This is a genomic window from Chitinophaga rhizosphaerae, assembly GCF_003958645.1.
GTDB classification, from domain to species: Bacteria; Bacteroidota; Bacteroidia; order Chitinophagales; family Chitinophagaceae; genus Chitinophaga; species Chitinophaga rhizosphaerae.
On sequence record NZ_RXLO01000002.1, the window covers coordinates 488,195 to 502,699 of the forward strand.

18 protein-coding genes and 1 tRNA gene are annotated in these 14,505 nt (G+C 42.5%); 13 read left to right on the plus strand and 6 right to left on the minus strand.

All coding sequences use genetic code 11. The features are described 5' to 3' along the window. Positions 1-5: 5 nt before the first annotated feature. Genes EJ361_RS05640 through EJ361_RS05645 form a run of 3 tightly spaced genes read right to left on the minus strand, consistent with a single transcriptional unit; the run spans position 6 to position 1,765 of the window. The gene (locus tag EJ361_RS05640) at positions 6-1,190 is read right to left on the minus strand and encodes an AlbA family DNA-binding domain-containing protein (protein ID WP_126244378.1); all 1,185 of its coding nucleotides are present in this window, start codon (positions 1,188-1,190) and stop codon (positions 6-8) included. Positions 1,191-1,201: 11 nt separating this feature from the next. Next, positions 1,202-1,372, minus strand: a complete 171-nt coding sequence (locus tag EJ361_RS25550; RefSeq protein WP_164714098.1) for a hypothetical protein — start codon at positions 1,370-1,372, stop codon at positions 1,202-1,204. A gap of 3 nt (positions 1,373-1,375) precedes the next feature. Next, positions 1,376-1,765 carry a hypothetical protein gene (locus EJ361_RS05645; protein ID WP_126244379.1) on the minus strand — a complete coding sequence of 130 codons (390 nt, stop codon included), beginning with the start codon at positions 1,763-1,765 and terminating at the stop codon, positions 1,376-1,378. Positions 1,766-2,099: 334 nt separating this feature from the next. On the opposite strand from EJ361_RS05645, the gene EJ361_RS05650 reads away from it, so the two are divergent. The 6 genes from EJ361_RS05650 to EJ361_RS05675 all read left to right on the plus strand — a co-directional run bounded on the left by EJ361_RS05650 (position 2,100) and on the right by EJ361_RS05675 (position 6,010). Further along, positions 2,100-2,393: a hypothetical protein gene (locus EJ361_RS05650; protein WP_126244380.1), complete on the plus strand. Its 294-nt coding sequence runs from the start codon at positions 2,100-2,102 to the stop codon at positions 2,391-2,393. Positions 2,394-2,488: 95 nt separating this feature from the next. After that, positions 2,489-3,472 carry a DUF3871 family protein gene (locus EJ361_RS05655; RefSeq protein ID WP_126244381.1) on the plus strand — a complete coding sequence of 328 codons (984 nt, stop codon included), beginning with the start codon at positions 2,489-2,491 and terminating at the stop codon, positions 3,470-3,472. 25 nt (positions 3,473-3,497) lie between these two features. Continuing rightward, positions 3,498-3,839, plus strand: coding sequence for a helix-turn-helix domain-containing protein (locus EJ361_RS05660; RefSeq protein WP_126244382.1), 342 nt, complete (start codon positions 3,498-3,500; stop codon positions 3,837-3,839). A gap of 81 nt (positions 3,840-3,920) precedes the next feature. Then, positions 3,921-4,439, plus strand: coding sequence for a hypothetical protein (locus tag EJ361_RS05665; RefSeq protein ID WP_126244383.1), 519 nt, complete (start codon positions 3,921-3,923; stop codon positions 4,437-4,439). A gap of 10 nt (positions 4,440-4,449) precedes the next feature. After that, entirely contained in the window at positions 4,450-4,695 is a 246-nt protein-coding gene (locus EJ361_RS05670; RefSeq protein WP_126244384.1) for a hypothetical protein, read from the plus strand. A gap of 370 nt (positions 4,696-5,065) precedes the next feature. Beyond that, positions 5,066-6,010 (plus strand): hypothetical protein, encoded by a 945-nt coding sequence (locus EJ361_RS05675; protein WP_126244385.1) that lies wholly within the window; start codon positions 5,066-5,068, stop codon positions 6,008-6,010. 62 nt (positions 6,011-6,072) lie between these two features. On the opposite strand, the gene EJ361_RS05680 is transcribed toward EJ361_RS05675, so the two are convergent. Beyond that, positions 6,073-6,408: a YegP family protein gene (locus EJ361_RS05680; protein ID WP_126244386.1), complete on the minus strand. Its 336-nt coding sequence runs from the start codon at positions 6,406-6,408 to the stop codon at positions 6,073-6,075. 105 nt (positions 6,409-6,513) lie between these two features. On the opposite strand from EJ361_RS05680, the gene EJ361_RS05685 reads away from it, so the two are divergent. After that, on the plus strand, positions 6,514-7,134 hold the full coding sequence (locus EJ361_RS05685; protein ID WP_126244387.1) for a GyrI-like domain-containing protein: 621 nt from the start codon (positions 6,514-6,516) through the stop codon (positions 7,132-7,134). A 1-nt stretch (position 7,135) separates the two neighbouring features. On the opposite strand, the gene EJ361_RS05690 is transcribed toward EJ361_RS05685, so the two are convergent. After that, complete coding sequence (locus EJ361_RS05690) at positions 7,136-8,050, minus strand: glutamate--tRNA ligase family protein (RefSeq protein ID WP_126244388.1); 915 nt, start codon at positions 8,048-8,050, stop codon at positions 7,136-7,138. A gap of 63 nt (positions 8,051-8,113) precedes the next feature. Between EJ361_RS05690 and EJ361_RS05695 the strand changes: the two genes are divergently transcribed. The 6 genes from EJ361_RS05695 (at position 8,114) to EJ361_RS05720 (ending at position 12,653) form a co-directional block, all read left to right on the plus strand. Beyond that, positions 8,114-8,187: transfer RNA gene (locus tag EJ361_RS05695), tRNA-Asp, on the plus strand. A gap of 378 nt (positions 8,188-8,565) precedes the next feature. Further along, the gene (locus EJ361_RS05700) at positions 8,566-10,116 is read left to right on the plus strand and encodes an RNA-directed DNA polymerase (RefSeq protein ID WP_126244389.1); all 1,551 of its coding nucleotides are present in this window, start codon (positions 8,566-8,568) and stop codon (positions 10,114-10,116) included. A 156-nt stretch (positions 10,117-10,272) separates the two neighbouring features. Then, on the plus strand, positions 10,273-10,995 hold the full coding sequence (locus EJ361_RS05705) for a hypothetical protein (RefSeq protein ID WP_126244390.1): 723 nt from the start codon (positions 10,273-10,275) through the stop codon (positions 10,993-10,995). Between the two features lie 92 nt (positions 10,996-11,087). After that, on the plus strand, positions 11,088-11,441 hold the full coding sequence (locus tag EJ361_RS05710) for a helix-turn-helix domain-containing protein (RefSeq protein ID WP_126244391.1): 354 nt from the start codon (positions 11,088-11,090) through the stop codon (positions 11,439-11,441). Between the two features lie 107 nt (positions 11,442-11,548). After that, the gene (locus EJ361_RS05715; protein WP_126244392.1) at positions 11,549-11,893 is read left to right on the plus strand and encodes a plasmid mobilization protein; all 345 of its coding nucleotides are present in this window, start codon (positions 11,549-11,551) and stop codon (positions 11,891-11,893) included. Continuing rightward, a complete protein-coding gene (locus EJ361_RS05720; protein ID WP_126244393.1) occupies positions 11,883-12,653 on the plus strand; it encodes a relaxase/mobilization nuclease domain-containing protein in 771 nt (256 codons plus the stop codon). Before EJ361_RS05715 ends, EJ361_RS05720 begins: the two co-directional genes overlap by 11 nt. A 28-nt stretch (positions 12,654-12,681) precedes the next feature. Here the strand turns inward: EJ361_RS05720 and EJ361_RS05725 are convergent, their stop codons facing one another. After that, positions 12,682-14,430, minus strand: a complete 1,749-nt coding sequence (locus EJ361_RS05725; RefSeq protein WP_126244394.1) for a hypothetical protein — start codon at positions 14,428-14,430, stop codon at positions 12,682-12,684. Positions 14,431-14,505 lie beyond the last annotated feature (75 nt).

The following is a 14,505-nucleotide window of genomic DNA, read 5'->3' on the forward strand; positions in this document are numbered from 1 at the left end:
TTCATCTATATTTTCTGTAAAATATCTGGAGGACACATTTCGTAACCTGCACTTTGCCAAATGATATGGAACAATGATTCCATTGCCTTATAATAATCTTGTTTGAAATCTTGAATGACAACTATTGGGAACAATAGACTTTCCTTTTTGAAGCCTTTTTTATGATTCCAAAGTCCAGAAATTGGCATCCCTTTTATGTTATTAAATGCTAAAGAAATACAATATGGGGATTCTATCGATGCTGTGATGTAGAACTCTATTGTCTGCTTTACTTGCTGCAAAACTTCAGCTGCTAAATTCTCTCCAGATAGAAAATACTTATTACTAGCATCCTGCATATATATTCCTGTTGTAAAAACCTCAATGCAGCCATCTCTAAATATTGAATTATACGAATACATATCAGAATATGGGTTTGTATGGATAACAAAACCCTCAAAAGTATGATTATAGCTGTAGCCACTTGACATGATTGGAGGTAATTTTCTAATCATATTCTCATGAAATGAGCTAGGCAAAAAATCCAAAGAAGTATAGCCCATTTTTGACAAAGGAATAATATGAAGTATCATATTGGGAATATCAACAATAGCATCCCAAAAAGGGTTTGTCTGTATTGATTTTATCCTATCCTGAATAAACTGTTTGGCCCTATCTCTCATTTCCATGTTCTTTATGAATAAATTATACAACTCATGGGTATCCAACAAATACTTGCCAGTATTCCTTCTCCTGTAGAATTTACTTGAGTTCTTAAAACTTATTCTGGTAGGTAACGATAAATTTTTAGGAATTGATATTGCAAAAACATTGCAGCCATTTACAGGTATTAAACTACTAAAAGACAAATGACTTAATTGGGGATCTGTATTATTCTTAACAATTTCCTCAATTTGAGATATGACTTTATCATAATTGTCTATGGCCACTCTATTGCCACTAGGCAATTGGGGGATTCCTGTACTTTGATTTAATTCATCTTTCTCATCCTCCAATCCAAATATTATAATACCACCTTCTGTATTATGAAATGCTGTTATATCAGCCAGCAATTCTGATCTATCACCATCATCTTTGAGTTTAAAGTCCCTTTTATAATCCAGGGTTATTGATTCAGGAACTCTTCGTTCAATCAAGGACAAAATGTCCTCATTAGAGAGTTCTACAACACTCTTTCCACTAAGTCGCATACAACTTTTCCTTATTGGTTATTAGATGTACTATTATTATTGTTATCGCCAGATGAAGTTGTCGTAGCTTGACTACTATTACTATTGTTTGTCGAAGCCTTGGGAGGTGGAGGAACCACTCTTCCCAACTTTTCTTGGACTAATTCTCTAGGCATCACCTTTGTTTCTTTCTCTTTGCTCATACATTATATATTTATTGATGAAAAAATTAAAATTGAAAGAATCCCTAAAATCAATGTAATGATTGTACCTACATTTATTAAAGTAATCCATCTTGTCCTCTTCGCATGTTTCGTCTCGGAGCCACATTGATATTCAATAAGAGTTTTGTAATTATATTGGGCAGAAAGGAAATGAGAAAAAAGATTGGAAAAAAGAGTTATGGCTAAAAGAATCCAACCAGATTTAAGTAACCACTTATTGCAGGCAGTGCTAAGTGGGACTATTTTCTCTATAAAAAGCATGGATAATCCCAATGCACCAGCACTGATAAAACTTAACTGTTTCTCAAAATCATCCTGGCTTTTAGTCAGTGTATCTGATAAACTTTTTTGATAATCCTTATCTAAATCCATAGGTTGATATTACATTATATCAAATATACTAAATTATTTAGTAAATAAACCTTACATGATTTTCCACAATTATGTTTGAGTAAATGTTTATCTGCACTATGTTTGAATAAATACCTATCTAGTCCAATCTCCCTATTTTTAGCTAAATTTTTCCAGCCCCAAATTTTTCGATGTTTAATTAATATATAGCATAATTGAAATTCCTTCCTGCCCTCCCCCTCATATAAATGTAAGTAGCGACCACCCCATTTAATACACCCCCTCTTAATATCAGGTTCAGGGTATACCCCACCTTTTTTATCAACTAGTTATATAATTCCTAATCCTTACAACTATGGTTACTATTAAGAATTTTAAAGTGCATGCTGATGCACAGGGGAAATCATTTGTCTCCCTGGAGCTGATAGGTGATATTGAAATGATCCAATCCAAACAATCAGGGAGATTTTACGCTACAGTCAGGAAATGCTTTATTTCTTCAACTTTTGATGAAACCACAGCCAGGCTGATGGTTGGAAAATCCATCGAAGGAAACATTGTAAAACAGGAATGTGAACCCTACGACTTTATTATGCACGAAACTGGGGAAGCAGTAAAGCTGACCCATCAATATGCATATGTACCTTAATCACATAATCCCATCCAATTAATTCATTCACCCAATCAGATGAAGGGCAGGACTACAAAGGTTTTGCCCTTTTTCTTTTCCTAAAAGTTCAAAAAATGGAACAAGCTATTTTGCAAACTCCCTCTCACCAGGGAACTTATATTGATTTTGAGGAAACTTCTACCTCCAAACCTTTCCTACAAGCCAATACAGAGGAATTTCCTCTGGCACACATCAGGAAAGACCACACAATCCCCTGTTTCGCGAAGGACAATGAGCCTTTAATCAGCCATTATGATTTTATCGAACTGACCTCCCAGGTAGCAGTAGAAGTATTTTCCCAGGAATCCATTTTAAGCCCTTCCATCAGGCTAAGCCATCCTATTAAAGGCAGAATCCCTGAAGCCAAAGAAAAGGCAGCAAAAGACCTATTGGATCACGAAAAGACCCTGTATTTCGAAAGGATGGCTTTTATCATTGAAATCCCCAGCATCTCAGATTCCATCGAAGGGAATAACCTCACCCTTACCCTGGGAGGAGTAAAAGCCTACAACCTGGAGAACTTATACACCAAGAAAGGTGCTGATGAGCATTTCAAGGTATTTATTGGGTTCCAGAATAAGGTTTGCACAAACTTATGTGTAAGGACTGATGGCTATATGGCAGATTTGAAGGTGAAGAATATGGCGCAGCTCAAAAATGCTATATACTCTCTGTTCAGCCAATACAATGCATCCCAGCACATTCAAAAACTCAGGAATTTCACCAACTATGATATTTCTGAGCAGCAGTTTGTCCACCTCATTGGGAAATGTAAGTTGTTCAATTATCTGCCTCCTGCCATGAAAGCAGGCATTTCCCCTCTTCTGTTTGGTGACACCCAGCTCAGCACTGTTTGCAGGGATTATTACAGGGACGATAGCTTTTGTAGAAATGAGGATGGTAGCATCAACCTCTGGAGGTTATATAACCTATTCACTGGAGCCAATAAAAGTTCCTACATCGACACATTCCTGGACAGATCACTGAATGCCTTCCAGTTTACTGAGGAAATCAGGCGAGCCCTGGACAACCACCAATCCAGTTGGTTCCTGACCTAACATCTATTCTTTAAAATTTATTTACATGAACGACATTGGCAGAAAAATTTACCTGCTGCGACTGATCCATAATTACACCCAGGCTTATGTTGCAGAGGAATTGGGCATAGGGCATTCCACTTATTTAGCTCTGGAACAAGATGCTTCCAGAATACCCATCACCAGACTGCAAAAGCTGGTTGGAATATATGGCCTGACCCTGGGAGATTTCTTCTCTTTTGATGTGGATGGCCTGATGAAAGTAATTACTGGACAAAAGGAGGCTGCTACGAACCAAGTGAGTATTTCTCCAAAATGCCTGATTCACCAGCTCCAATCCCTTAACAAACTACTCTTTCAGCTCTTGGAAGAATCCACAGCAGCCTGATACTTTTTCAAAATTTCACCTTACCCATCTTACCTCCTGGTAGGGTGGGTAACTTTTTTTAAACCAATAAATGTTTTAACGATGGCAGAAGATCAATTAGCCAAATTCCAGGATTTCTGCAAAGCAGCCATCCTGGCAGATCAAACTTATCTTGTAAACAGTTTCCTGCTGAGTAATGATGAATCCCTCCACTCCTTCATCCACAACCCACTTGTGTATGATGTGCTGATAGATGGCCATGTCCATAGAGGAACCTGCCTCCTGGTAAAAGACCTCCTGATGCGCAAGGACAGGGAAATTTCCATTCTCCAGAAAGAAATCCTCCACACCCTGGACGATGAAAAAGTCAAACAACTCCAGGACAGGGTTGAAAAAGTCAAACTGGAAAGGGAAGTCCTCGACAAAGCAGCCCCCAAGGAAAGGTACATTTACGAATGGCTCCTGGTGCCTCACTGGATGGGGGATGAACTGATTCTCTTGGGAGAGGTAGTTTTCAGGGGTTATGGCTGCAACTTTTGGGGTACAACCTCCATCCTGAGGGAAAATTACAGGAAGGAAGATACCCTCCTGGGCATTTTCGAGGAATTGCATAATCATTAATACTAATATCATGGATCTTCCTGAAGAACCCAACAGCATGAGCATGCTCGAAAATTTGCATAAGCACTTCGATAATGCAGGTAAAGCCTTTAAAGACAGGGTTTGCCTGGACTGTGATTTCTCAAATGCCACCTATTACAGGAAAGTATCTACCTCCAAATATGCCACTATCACCAGGGCAGAAAGGGACAGAATACTGGAGATAGCAGAATATATCGTAGGCAAGCTCAATGACTGTATCAGCCTCTATAAGTAACAAAAAAGCAGTAATTTGACTGCATCTTCAAACCAGCTCCTTTCACTGGAAGGTATGGCCTAAGGTATCAAAAATGTATTATGATCGTAGAATCAAGCACTGTTAAGGCTTTCCAGGATGGGTTTTCATCCCTTCTCCTCCGCAAGCTTTAAATGCTCATTGACTTCGGTCTTTGGGCATTTTTTGGTTTTTAGCGCTTCCGCAACGGCCAATCGTATTACCGCTCACCTGCCCGCCCAAAAACAGGAATGCCCTACCAGGGATCGCCTACCTCGGATCCCCCTTTATCATTCCGGCATTAATCCATACAATTCGTACCTCAACATACTTTGTTGTATATTGAGTTTCCAAACATCCATAAACAATACCTATGAGACAATTTCTCTTAACCCTGGCTGTGGCCGTTTCAATCCCCGTTTCCCTTTCCGCCCAAAGCAACACTTTTCCCGCAACAGGCAACGCCGGCATCGGCACTACTTCGCCTCAGGCGCCGTTGCAGATTGTATCTACAGGGCGGACGTATGTCGTTAACAAATTCATCGCCAACAATTCGGAAGACTCCCAGGGCACCAATTATATTCTACTGCATCCCATTTATGTTGGCACGCTTATCCAGGATTACCAGGTGTCAGGGAAGATCAGTGCTGTAAGAGGAAGCGCGGGGTCCTACAATCGCAAATGGACGATGGAGGTCAATACTTCCAGCGCCTACAACGGCAACATCGGGACCCTGCTTTGTTACAACGAACCTACGACAATCGTTATTGTTACTTATAACAGCGTCAAATATATGGCGCTCGAAATAACCAATAATTATTCCTTGTACTATTTCACCTTCACCGGCTATACTACCAATGCAACTTTAACATTGGTCAAAGACGAGGAAGTAACTTTAGTTGAGCCTTTCATGGCCAACTATATCCAGACACCCGGAGGGTTCAAGGCCAATACGCTCATCATTCCAGGCAGCGCCACCATTGGCACCCATACTATGGCGACAGGCACCGCCAAACTAGCTGTGGAAGGCACGATCGCCGCGCGGAAGGTGAAAGTCCAGGCTACAGGCTGGCCAGATTTCGTGTTTGCGGATGACTATGCTTTACAGCCGTTGGATTCGGTAGCCGCGTTCGTCCGCGCCAACAAGCACTTGCCCGGCATTCCCAGCGAGGCGGAAGTGAAAAAGGACGGGCACGATCTCGGAGATATGAATGCCCGGCTTTTGCAGAAGGTGGAGGAACTGACGCTTTATCTTATCGAAATGAAAAAAGAGAATGCCGATATGAAAAAACGGCTGGAAAAGCTGGAAGGGAAATAAATTCAAAAGGCCTGCAACTCAACACTGCAGGCCTTTTTGCTGTAATAATATGCGAAGCCCGGTTACGCCGCCGACTGATCATCCACCTCTCCTTCAGGTGCATTTTTCTTCACCGAATCGATCCCGCCGTCGCGGGTCGTTTCCGAGGAATATTGCTGGCTGGTGCCGATGATCTGGCCGTTGGCAGCTTTCAGGTTGAAGTAGAATTTCCCGCCGGCGTTCGATTTCCGCTCGAAACGCTCGTCTTGCCGGGCATTGTTGCGAACGGAATCGATCCCGTTCTGACAGGCTGCTTTGGAAGAATATCCTTCGCTGGTGAGGATAACTTCGCCGTTACCGGCTTTCAGATTGAACTGAAATTCTCCGTTCGATCTTTTGGTGATGACAAATTTACTCATAGGATGCTATTTTAGTTGATTCGAAAGTTAACAAAAATAAACAACCATTGCTACTGACATAAGGCTGTCACGCCTCATTATTTATTTGCATCAAAATTAGACCCAATGGAAAAACTGGACCTCGCAAAAAAGTACAAAACCTATTACAGCGCCGCATCCAAGCCGGAAATCGTAGACATCGGCCCGGCGCACTACCTTTCCCTGACCGGTTCCGGCGACCCTTCCGGAGAAGCGTTCGCGGCCAACATCGCCACCCTCTACCCTGTGGCCTATGCCATTAAATTCCGCTGCAAAGCGCGCGAAAACGACTTTACCGTAGCCAAGCTCGAAGGCCAGTGGTGGTTCGACATGGACGCCTATCCCGGCCTTACGATGGCCGACGCGCCGGCCAGGGTTCCGCGGAGTGAATGGTCGTACCGGTTGCTCATCCGGCTTCCCGATTTCGTAACGGAAGAAGACGTAGCCGCCGGCATTGCCGCGGCGTCGAAAAAAGGGGTGGAAAAGGCGAAAGACGTACGGTTGTTTTCCATGCATGAAGGAAAATCGCTGCAGATGCTGCATAAAGGGCCGTTTAGCCGCGAAGGTGAGTCCCTGCAGGTGATGCATGAGTACATGGTCGCCCAAAACCTTTCCCACAACGGGCTACATCACGAGATCTACCTTTCCGACTTCCGGAAAACCGCTCCGGAGAAATTGAAAACGATATTGCGGGAACCGGTTAAGTAATTCACATATCCGCTCCTTCCCGCTGCAGGAGCCAATTTCCCAGTTCCATGACATCCTTCGGCCGCGCGCCGGGGTCGATCATGCGGGCCGCTGCGGCACAGATGTCCGCCGGCGACATTCCCTGTTCGCGCATGAACCGGATGGAGGTATCTCCTACGGATTTGGAGAGTTTGTGGCCCGAGGGGCTTTCCAGCAGGGGGTGATGCCAGAAAACGGTCTGCGCGAACGGGTTGGGCGGCAACAGGGACGCGAGATAGAGTTGACCGAGGGTCGAAGGCAAAAGATCTTCGCCCCTCACTACCAGGTTTACCCCGAATTGAAGATCGTCTGCCACGGAAGCCAGCTGGTAGGCGGGCTCTCCGTTTTTCTTGCGTACCACGAAGTCGTACATGGAAGGCGGTAAGCGCATGGGCGGGGGCTTCATCCCGATGGATTGCATGGGAATGATCGCGTCCGGGTCGGTGAAGATCCGCCAGGCCACGCCAGGTTGATCGAGCGGTATATTTTTATGGCGGCAGGTACCGGGATAGTTTCCGTCTACCAGTTGCGTACGCGAGCAATCGCAGGCGAAGAGGTGGCCTTCAGCGCGAAGGTTATCCAGGAATTCGGCGTAGCGCGCCATCCGCAGGGATTGCGACCAATTGCCGGTGAAATCGTCCGGATCGCGGGGGCCCTGGTGCCAGGGGATGTGCATATGATGAAGGGTATCGAATATGTCCTGGAGGTACGCGGGGCGGAGGCGGTCGCGGTCGAGGTCGTCGATACGGAGGAGGACCTTGGCCTGGAAGCGGTCTGCAAGTGCGATGGTGGCGGCAAACGACAGCAGGTTGCCCACATGCAGGAAACCGCTGGGCGTGGGGGCCAGTCGGGTGAGGCGGGGTGCCTGGGCTGTGGGAGAATGCTCGTTTTGCGACATCGTAAAAAATGATTTGTAAAATTACGGGACTTGTCGCTATATTTGCAACCCGGTTAACGGAATGGATCGGTAGTTCAGTCGGTTAGAATGCCGCCCTGTCACGGCGGAGGTCGCGGGTTCGAGTCCCGTCCGGTCCGCACGATTTAGAAGAGACCCGCGCTAGGCGCGGGTTTTCTGTTTTTAGTCGAGTATTTGGTCGAGTTCCCTTTTGTTTTCAATGATCTTTACGGAGGTTAACATACTTTAAGTTACGAAAAGTGACTTAAAAAGATGGGCGATTCAGTTTTCTCGTAAAAAAAACATGATCGCCCTCAATCGCAGCTTAATCAAAAAAATCTTGATTAAACGACTATTCGAAATTGGGAATTTAGTTCATGAGTATGCTTAGTTAATAGCCTTAATTATTTTGAGCATAGCAAGAAATTTACGCGATAACACATAATGGAATTACTTATGTATATTTGAGTGTTAAGCGCATTTAAAACCGGTTATCCGACAAAATTGAACTTATACCCATGACTAAAGTTTTAGACCTCAATTATACAGAAGCAAGGCAATATTTTCTAAAGAGAGAAAGCTATATCAACTTTGATCTTCCTACTTATTTTGAATTTGGAAACCTATTGCAGGCTGTTTCAACACATATGCGAGGCCGGGAACTTAAAACTTTTCACTCTACTTATGTTGATGAAGATGGAGAAATTAAGCCTCATTTTCCAGCAAATTTTGAAGGAGTAAATTATAAGTTTCTTAATAACAAAGATGGGAAATTTGCATGGCGCCCTTTTCAATTGATTCATCCAGCCCTGTATGTTTCATTAGTTAATAAAATTACTGAACAGGCAAACTGGAATCTAATTGTAGCTCGATTCAATCAATTTCAGGCAAATCCTCAAATCAGATGTTATAGCATTCCATTACGTTCAGATAATCAACAATCAGATAAAGCAACTACAATTAGTCAGTGGTGGCAAGCAATTGAACAGCAATCGTTGGAGCTGGCATTGAAGTTTGAATATGTTTTGCATACTGATATTTCTGATTGTTATGGATCAATGTATACTCATTCTGTTCCATGGGCAATACATACAAAAGCAACCGCCAAGGACCGTAGAAAAGACAAAGGGTTGGTCGGCAATATTATCGATAGACACTTACAGAGTATGTCCTATGGGCAGACCAATGGAATTCCACAAGGGAGCGTATTGATGGATTTTATCGCTGAAATGGTTCTTGGTTTTGCCGATCTAGAACTGTCTACCAAAATTCAACAAGCAAACATTCAAGATTATGAAATAATAAGGTATCGAGATGATTATCGAATTTTTTCGAACAATCCACAAACTGCTGAACATATTACCAAGTTACTGACGGAGATTTTGATTGAGCTTGGAATGCGTTTGAACGCACAGAAAACAATCGTATCAAATAACGTCATAAAGAACTCAATAAAATCGGATAAATTATACTGGATTTCATCAAAGAAGGGTGCGAAAGGTATTCAAGAACATTTATTGATTATTCATAAGCTTTCGGAAGAACATCCAAATTCGGGCAGTTTATCGAAAGCATTAGGCAAATTCTATAACAGAATTAAAGATGTAACTGAAACTCATCAAAGCATAATTGTTTTAGTTAGCATTTTGGTAGACATAATGTATAAAAACCCAAGAGTTTATCCAATTGCTTCTGCGGTTCTAAGCAAACTCTTGTCGCTCGTTCCCGACCATAAAAAGAATGAAATACTAATTCTAATTCACAATAGATTCGAAAAGATACCCAATACAGGGCATATTAAAATTTGGCTTCAAAGGGTTACTATTAAACTTGATAGAGAAAAAGTATACTCTGAAAAACTTTGCGAAAAAATAAATAATCCTAGGTTGCAGATTTGGAATTCTGACTGGATAGAGAATAACTTAAGAACTGTTATTGAAGCTACTGAAATTATAGATGAAGATGTAATCAATAACATAGATGTAGTCATTTCTAGTAAAGAAATTGAATTGTTTAAAACTGAATATGACTATGCTGAGCAGACTGAAGAAGTGGAGGTGACTTTGTAATTTTGGCGGATAGAATACTGATCAGCGTGCATTATAAATAAATGCAAGTATTAGTTTCAATTTTCTATTGAAAATACAATAGAAACGCGATTTAAGGGCTTTGGGTAAAGGCGATTAATTGTTTTTTTAGTAATTTGATAGAAATCAAATTAAGATATGCAATTGTTTCCTTTTCATAGATTGAAATCATTCATCTTATTTGAACAGCCTTTTAATTTTCAATACTTGACCCTTCACTTCCGTCGAACCCATGAAAAGCATCAGGAGCATTTTGATAGCTGGCCGATAGCTGCGACGCGACGGAAATTAATCAACGACTTTTGGTTTTGGGCCTTGTGCCATTATGCAGCTTTGGTGGCCATTTGCGGAATAGTATTCCTGGGCGTACTGGCCACCTTTAATATATCTTATCTCTTGCTGGTACTAGTCGTAGGTATTTTACTTTACTTACCCTTATATGTTCTTTTATATCGTCCAGCTTTTACCGGTGATTTTCTCCCGAAACTGGAAACTGTAATATCCGAGTTCGAAGGGAATCAGCGAATTTGGGCCGAAAAGTGCAAACAAGAGCAACTTTCCACGCGGGGGCTTGTATTGCTTTACTACATTTTGGATAAATGTGCTGAAATTAACTTTCTTACCCCAAGTGATAAATCTGCAAGCCTGCTGCTTAAAATCTTCGGTGTAAGCCAGAAGGGCCTAAAGAACGAACTCGATTTACTATTCAAGAAGGAAAAGCGGGCAAAGATTGAGCAAAGAAAGCAAACCGAGATTACGAAGAGTTTCGAGGAAGTGTACGCTATTTTTGAGGAAATGCAGTTTCCAAAGGGTGTGCAAATGTTAAAAGAGCTGGAAATCCGATATAATCGGCCCGAATAACTGTCAATCCCGCCGTTTTAACTAAATACAAGTATACTTAACCCGATTCCGGGCCTCCCCAACCCCATATTTACAGCCTAAATCTGTAAACTATGGAAAGTGCGAAGAATGAACTGCCCACCACTCCAATGCTGTTTCCTTTGGAGCCGGAGGTATTCTGGCAGAAGCTGCGTTTACTGGTGCGGGAGGAAGTCGGCCGATTGGAAGTGCAACCGGCGGCTGGTAGTTCCACGTTTGTTACACCCGGCCTCAACTACAAACCCCTGCTAAAGATTGCCGAGGTTTGCCAGCTTTTTCAAGTCACCCGCCCCACGATCTACGACTGGATTAAGTGCGGCAAGCTGAAACGTTATAAAGTTCGGTCGCGGGCTTACTTCCTCTGGAACGATATCCAGCAATTGCTCTACCCGGACGGTTCGCCCGGCCAGTCGTCCCCCGTCATTTGATTTTGTATTAGCGAGCGGTGTTTTTGCTTCGCAAAAACTCGCTCGCTTTTGCTCCCGCTGGTCGCAAAAGGTTGCCCGCCAGCGGGCAATCATTGAATTTTTGGCTTATGTGTGCAAAGAAAGGTGGGCGACCTCCCAGCCCAAAGAAACGCCAGCACCAGGTCGGCATCAGGTTGAACACGGAAGAACTGGCCCAGCTAAAGGAGCAGGCGGCCAAGGCCGGGATAAAACTAATGCCCTTCATGCGGGGAATTATCCTCCGGGGCAAGGTGATCGCGCGGCTGGATGAGGACGGCCGTCAGTACCGGCAAGCCCTCATTGGTATGGCGAACAACATTAACCAGATGGCAAAGGTCTGCAACGCTACCGGCTATATTGACGTCTGTAGGGGCTTCTATCATACCTATCAGGAGTTAGCCTCTATCCTTAAAAAGTTAAGTAGTGATAAGTAAAGTAATTACCGGCAAATCCTTTGCGGGATGCTGCCGATACGTATGCAGGAAGGAAGACCATGTGAAGATCCTCCACGTCAATGGCGTTAGAGAAGCCAACCCCAAGGATATGGCTGCTGACTTTGAAGACAACCGCCGGAGGCTACCCAATAAGCACCGCGCCGTCTTTCATGGGATATTGAGTTTTCACCCATCGGATAGGGTTACAGAATCCCGAATGACATTAATCGCTTGCCAATACCTTGACCGCCTTAAAATTACTGACACCCAGTTTACCATCGTTAAGCACTCCGACAAGGCCCATCAGCACCTGCATATAATAGCCAATCTGGTAAACATGAAGGGAATAGCGATTTCGGATAGCTGGCTAGGGCTTCGGGGGAAAAAGGTAGCCCAGGCACTTACTTTGGAACACGGACTGAAAATAGCCCAAGGGCGCACGCCGAAGCTAACGCCTCCGGCGCGTGGAAGTGAGGAAGCCGTAAAGGAGGAAATCTTCTCCACCATAGCCACCGCGCTGGTACTATGCAAGAGTTTCGCACATCTTGAAAATGTCCTCGCCCATTGCCGGATCGATATCATGTATAAGCGGAACGGAAAAGGAGAAGCGGCCGGAATTAGCTTCCGGAAGGGTAAGTATGCTTTCAAGGGAAGCGATATCCACCGGAATTTCTCATTTGCAGGCTTCCAGAAGCGATTTGGTGGGGAGCGGGTAGATGTGGTCCGGAGGGTGAAGAGGAGCCGTGGATTGGGCCTGTAGTATTAAAGATATCTGAGTAATTAAGTGATCAAACCTCCCTCCAATTCGCTGTATCTACCTTGATCTGTTCAATAAGTTCCGTTCGATTTTTAGTTGGGTATCGCTTTGCATACTCAAATAGTACATGTCGAATTCTAGCAAAAATAAAAGGCAAAATACTATTTAATTTAGTTACTGCTGCCTCACAGCTAATTCCTTGATGCTGGATAAGGTTACGTTGTTCGTAGGTCTCGTTCATTATCTCTATATAAAAGCGATATTGCTCCCTTCTACTCTCCGACGACGCGAGGTTCGATTGATTCATCATTTTGGAAAATCCATATTGAAATAGGTCACTTTGGGTCAGTGGTCCATACTCCTTAAATTTATCCAGATCATTCAACATTGCCTGCTGTTGATCAATATCCAATCCAATTCTCTTGCAGTTAGTATTCATCGAATCAATAGTATTGCGGAGATAATGCAAATTCGACCAAAATTGAAATTCAGTTTCGTCAAGAACCAATATGGCCGCGGCAACTTCTGCTGGAACCAATGATGTAGATGGATTAGAAAGCACGAACTCTAAATACGCCCACAAATTAGATATGTTTTGGTCAATTTGTGCCTGAATATAATATTGTTCATGTTTAACGAATTCCCATCCGGAATGGCAAGTGTCATCTTTAAATCGATCAAAAGCGTTATCTTCTAATTGCAAGCGCTCGTTTTCATGAATTACAGCCTTGCCATTGATAAACCTAATATTCCACCCAAAATTTACCTTGTTTTCGGTATGTAAATAGCTCTCAATATCTACGTGAATACTTTTATCAAGCACGGCGCCAATATATCTTGTTGTATTGAGAATATTATTTTTTGCCAACTTGTATGCACCTTTTACGGTCGCACTTTTGACTTTTACTTCACCTATTGAAATTATTTTCCCTTCGAAAAAGTTCTTTATGTCTGGGTCTGTTAAGGTAGATAACCATTCTAACATCCCTTTAACATCAGGATGACTTTTGGGGTATATTTTGGTATTGTTATGTTCGTAAGCGGAATTGTCGGCTAATTCCAGCCCTGGAATTCTAAAGTAAATATATTGTTCAAGTACTGGCGCATGAGCAAAGTTTTTAATTGCGTCTAAAATTACTACAATATTCTTCGCATTAAAGAATCGCCTTTTTTCCTCCGAAGTATTTATGTGTGCAGGATAAGGAAACTTCCGGTAGTCATTTGTCATAATTTCTGAGAATAATTCCCGGGCTTCATTTCTACTACGGCGTCCAATTATTGTTTCTGCTACTAATATCTTAGTAAAGAAAGAAAGGCCTTCTTTAAGGGTTTCAAGAGATTCATTTGTTAAAAGATGCTCTTTAATGCGCTCTACAGTATGACTGATTAGGTTCGCTTCTAATTGTGTGTGCAGTGCTTTAGATAAGCTAGTGAATTCGCTCAGGTTATCACGTAAGAAGGTATAATTTCCGTCTGCTTGAATCCAACGTTCCCAAATGTGCATTAAGGGCTGAAATTCCGCGAATGAACTGGCATATATGTTACTATATACAGCTAAACGTTTCAAATGATTTTTAACAAACTTTACTCCTCTTTTATCCTTGTTGTTTTCAAGTTGAAAAATGAGTTTTGCACAAATGCTGGTTGGTGTGTCTAGATCATGATTATTAATTTTTCCAGCAAAGTGATTGCAGTACTGATAAAAATCGACAAAGAAATTCACCTTCCTTTCTTCAATTGGGAAGTTGCTAAAGGTTACAGAGTTGAGTCCATTGAACATTTTATTAATGGAAATTTATAAGTGTAATGCATTGCAAATATAATAGGTATCACGGTTGGGCTCAAAAATGGCTTT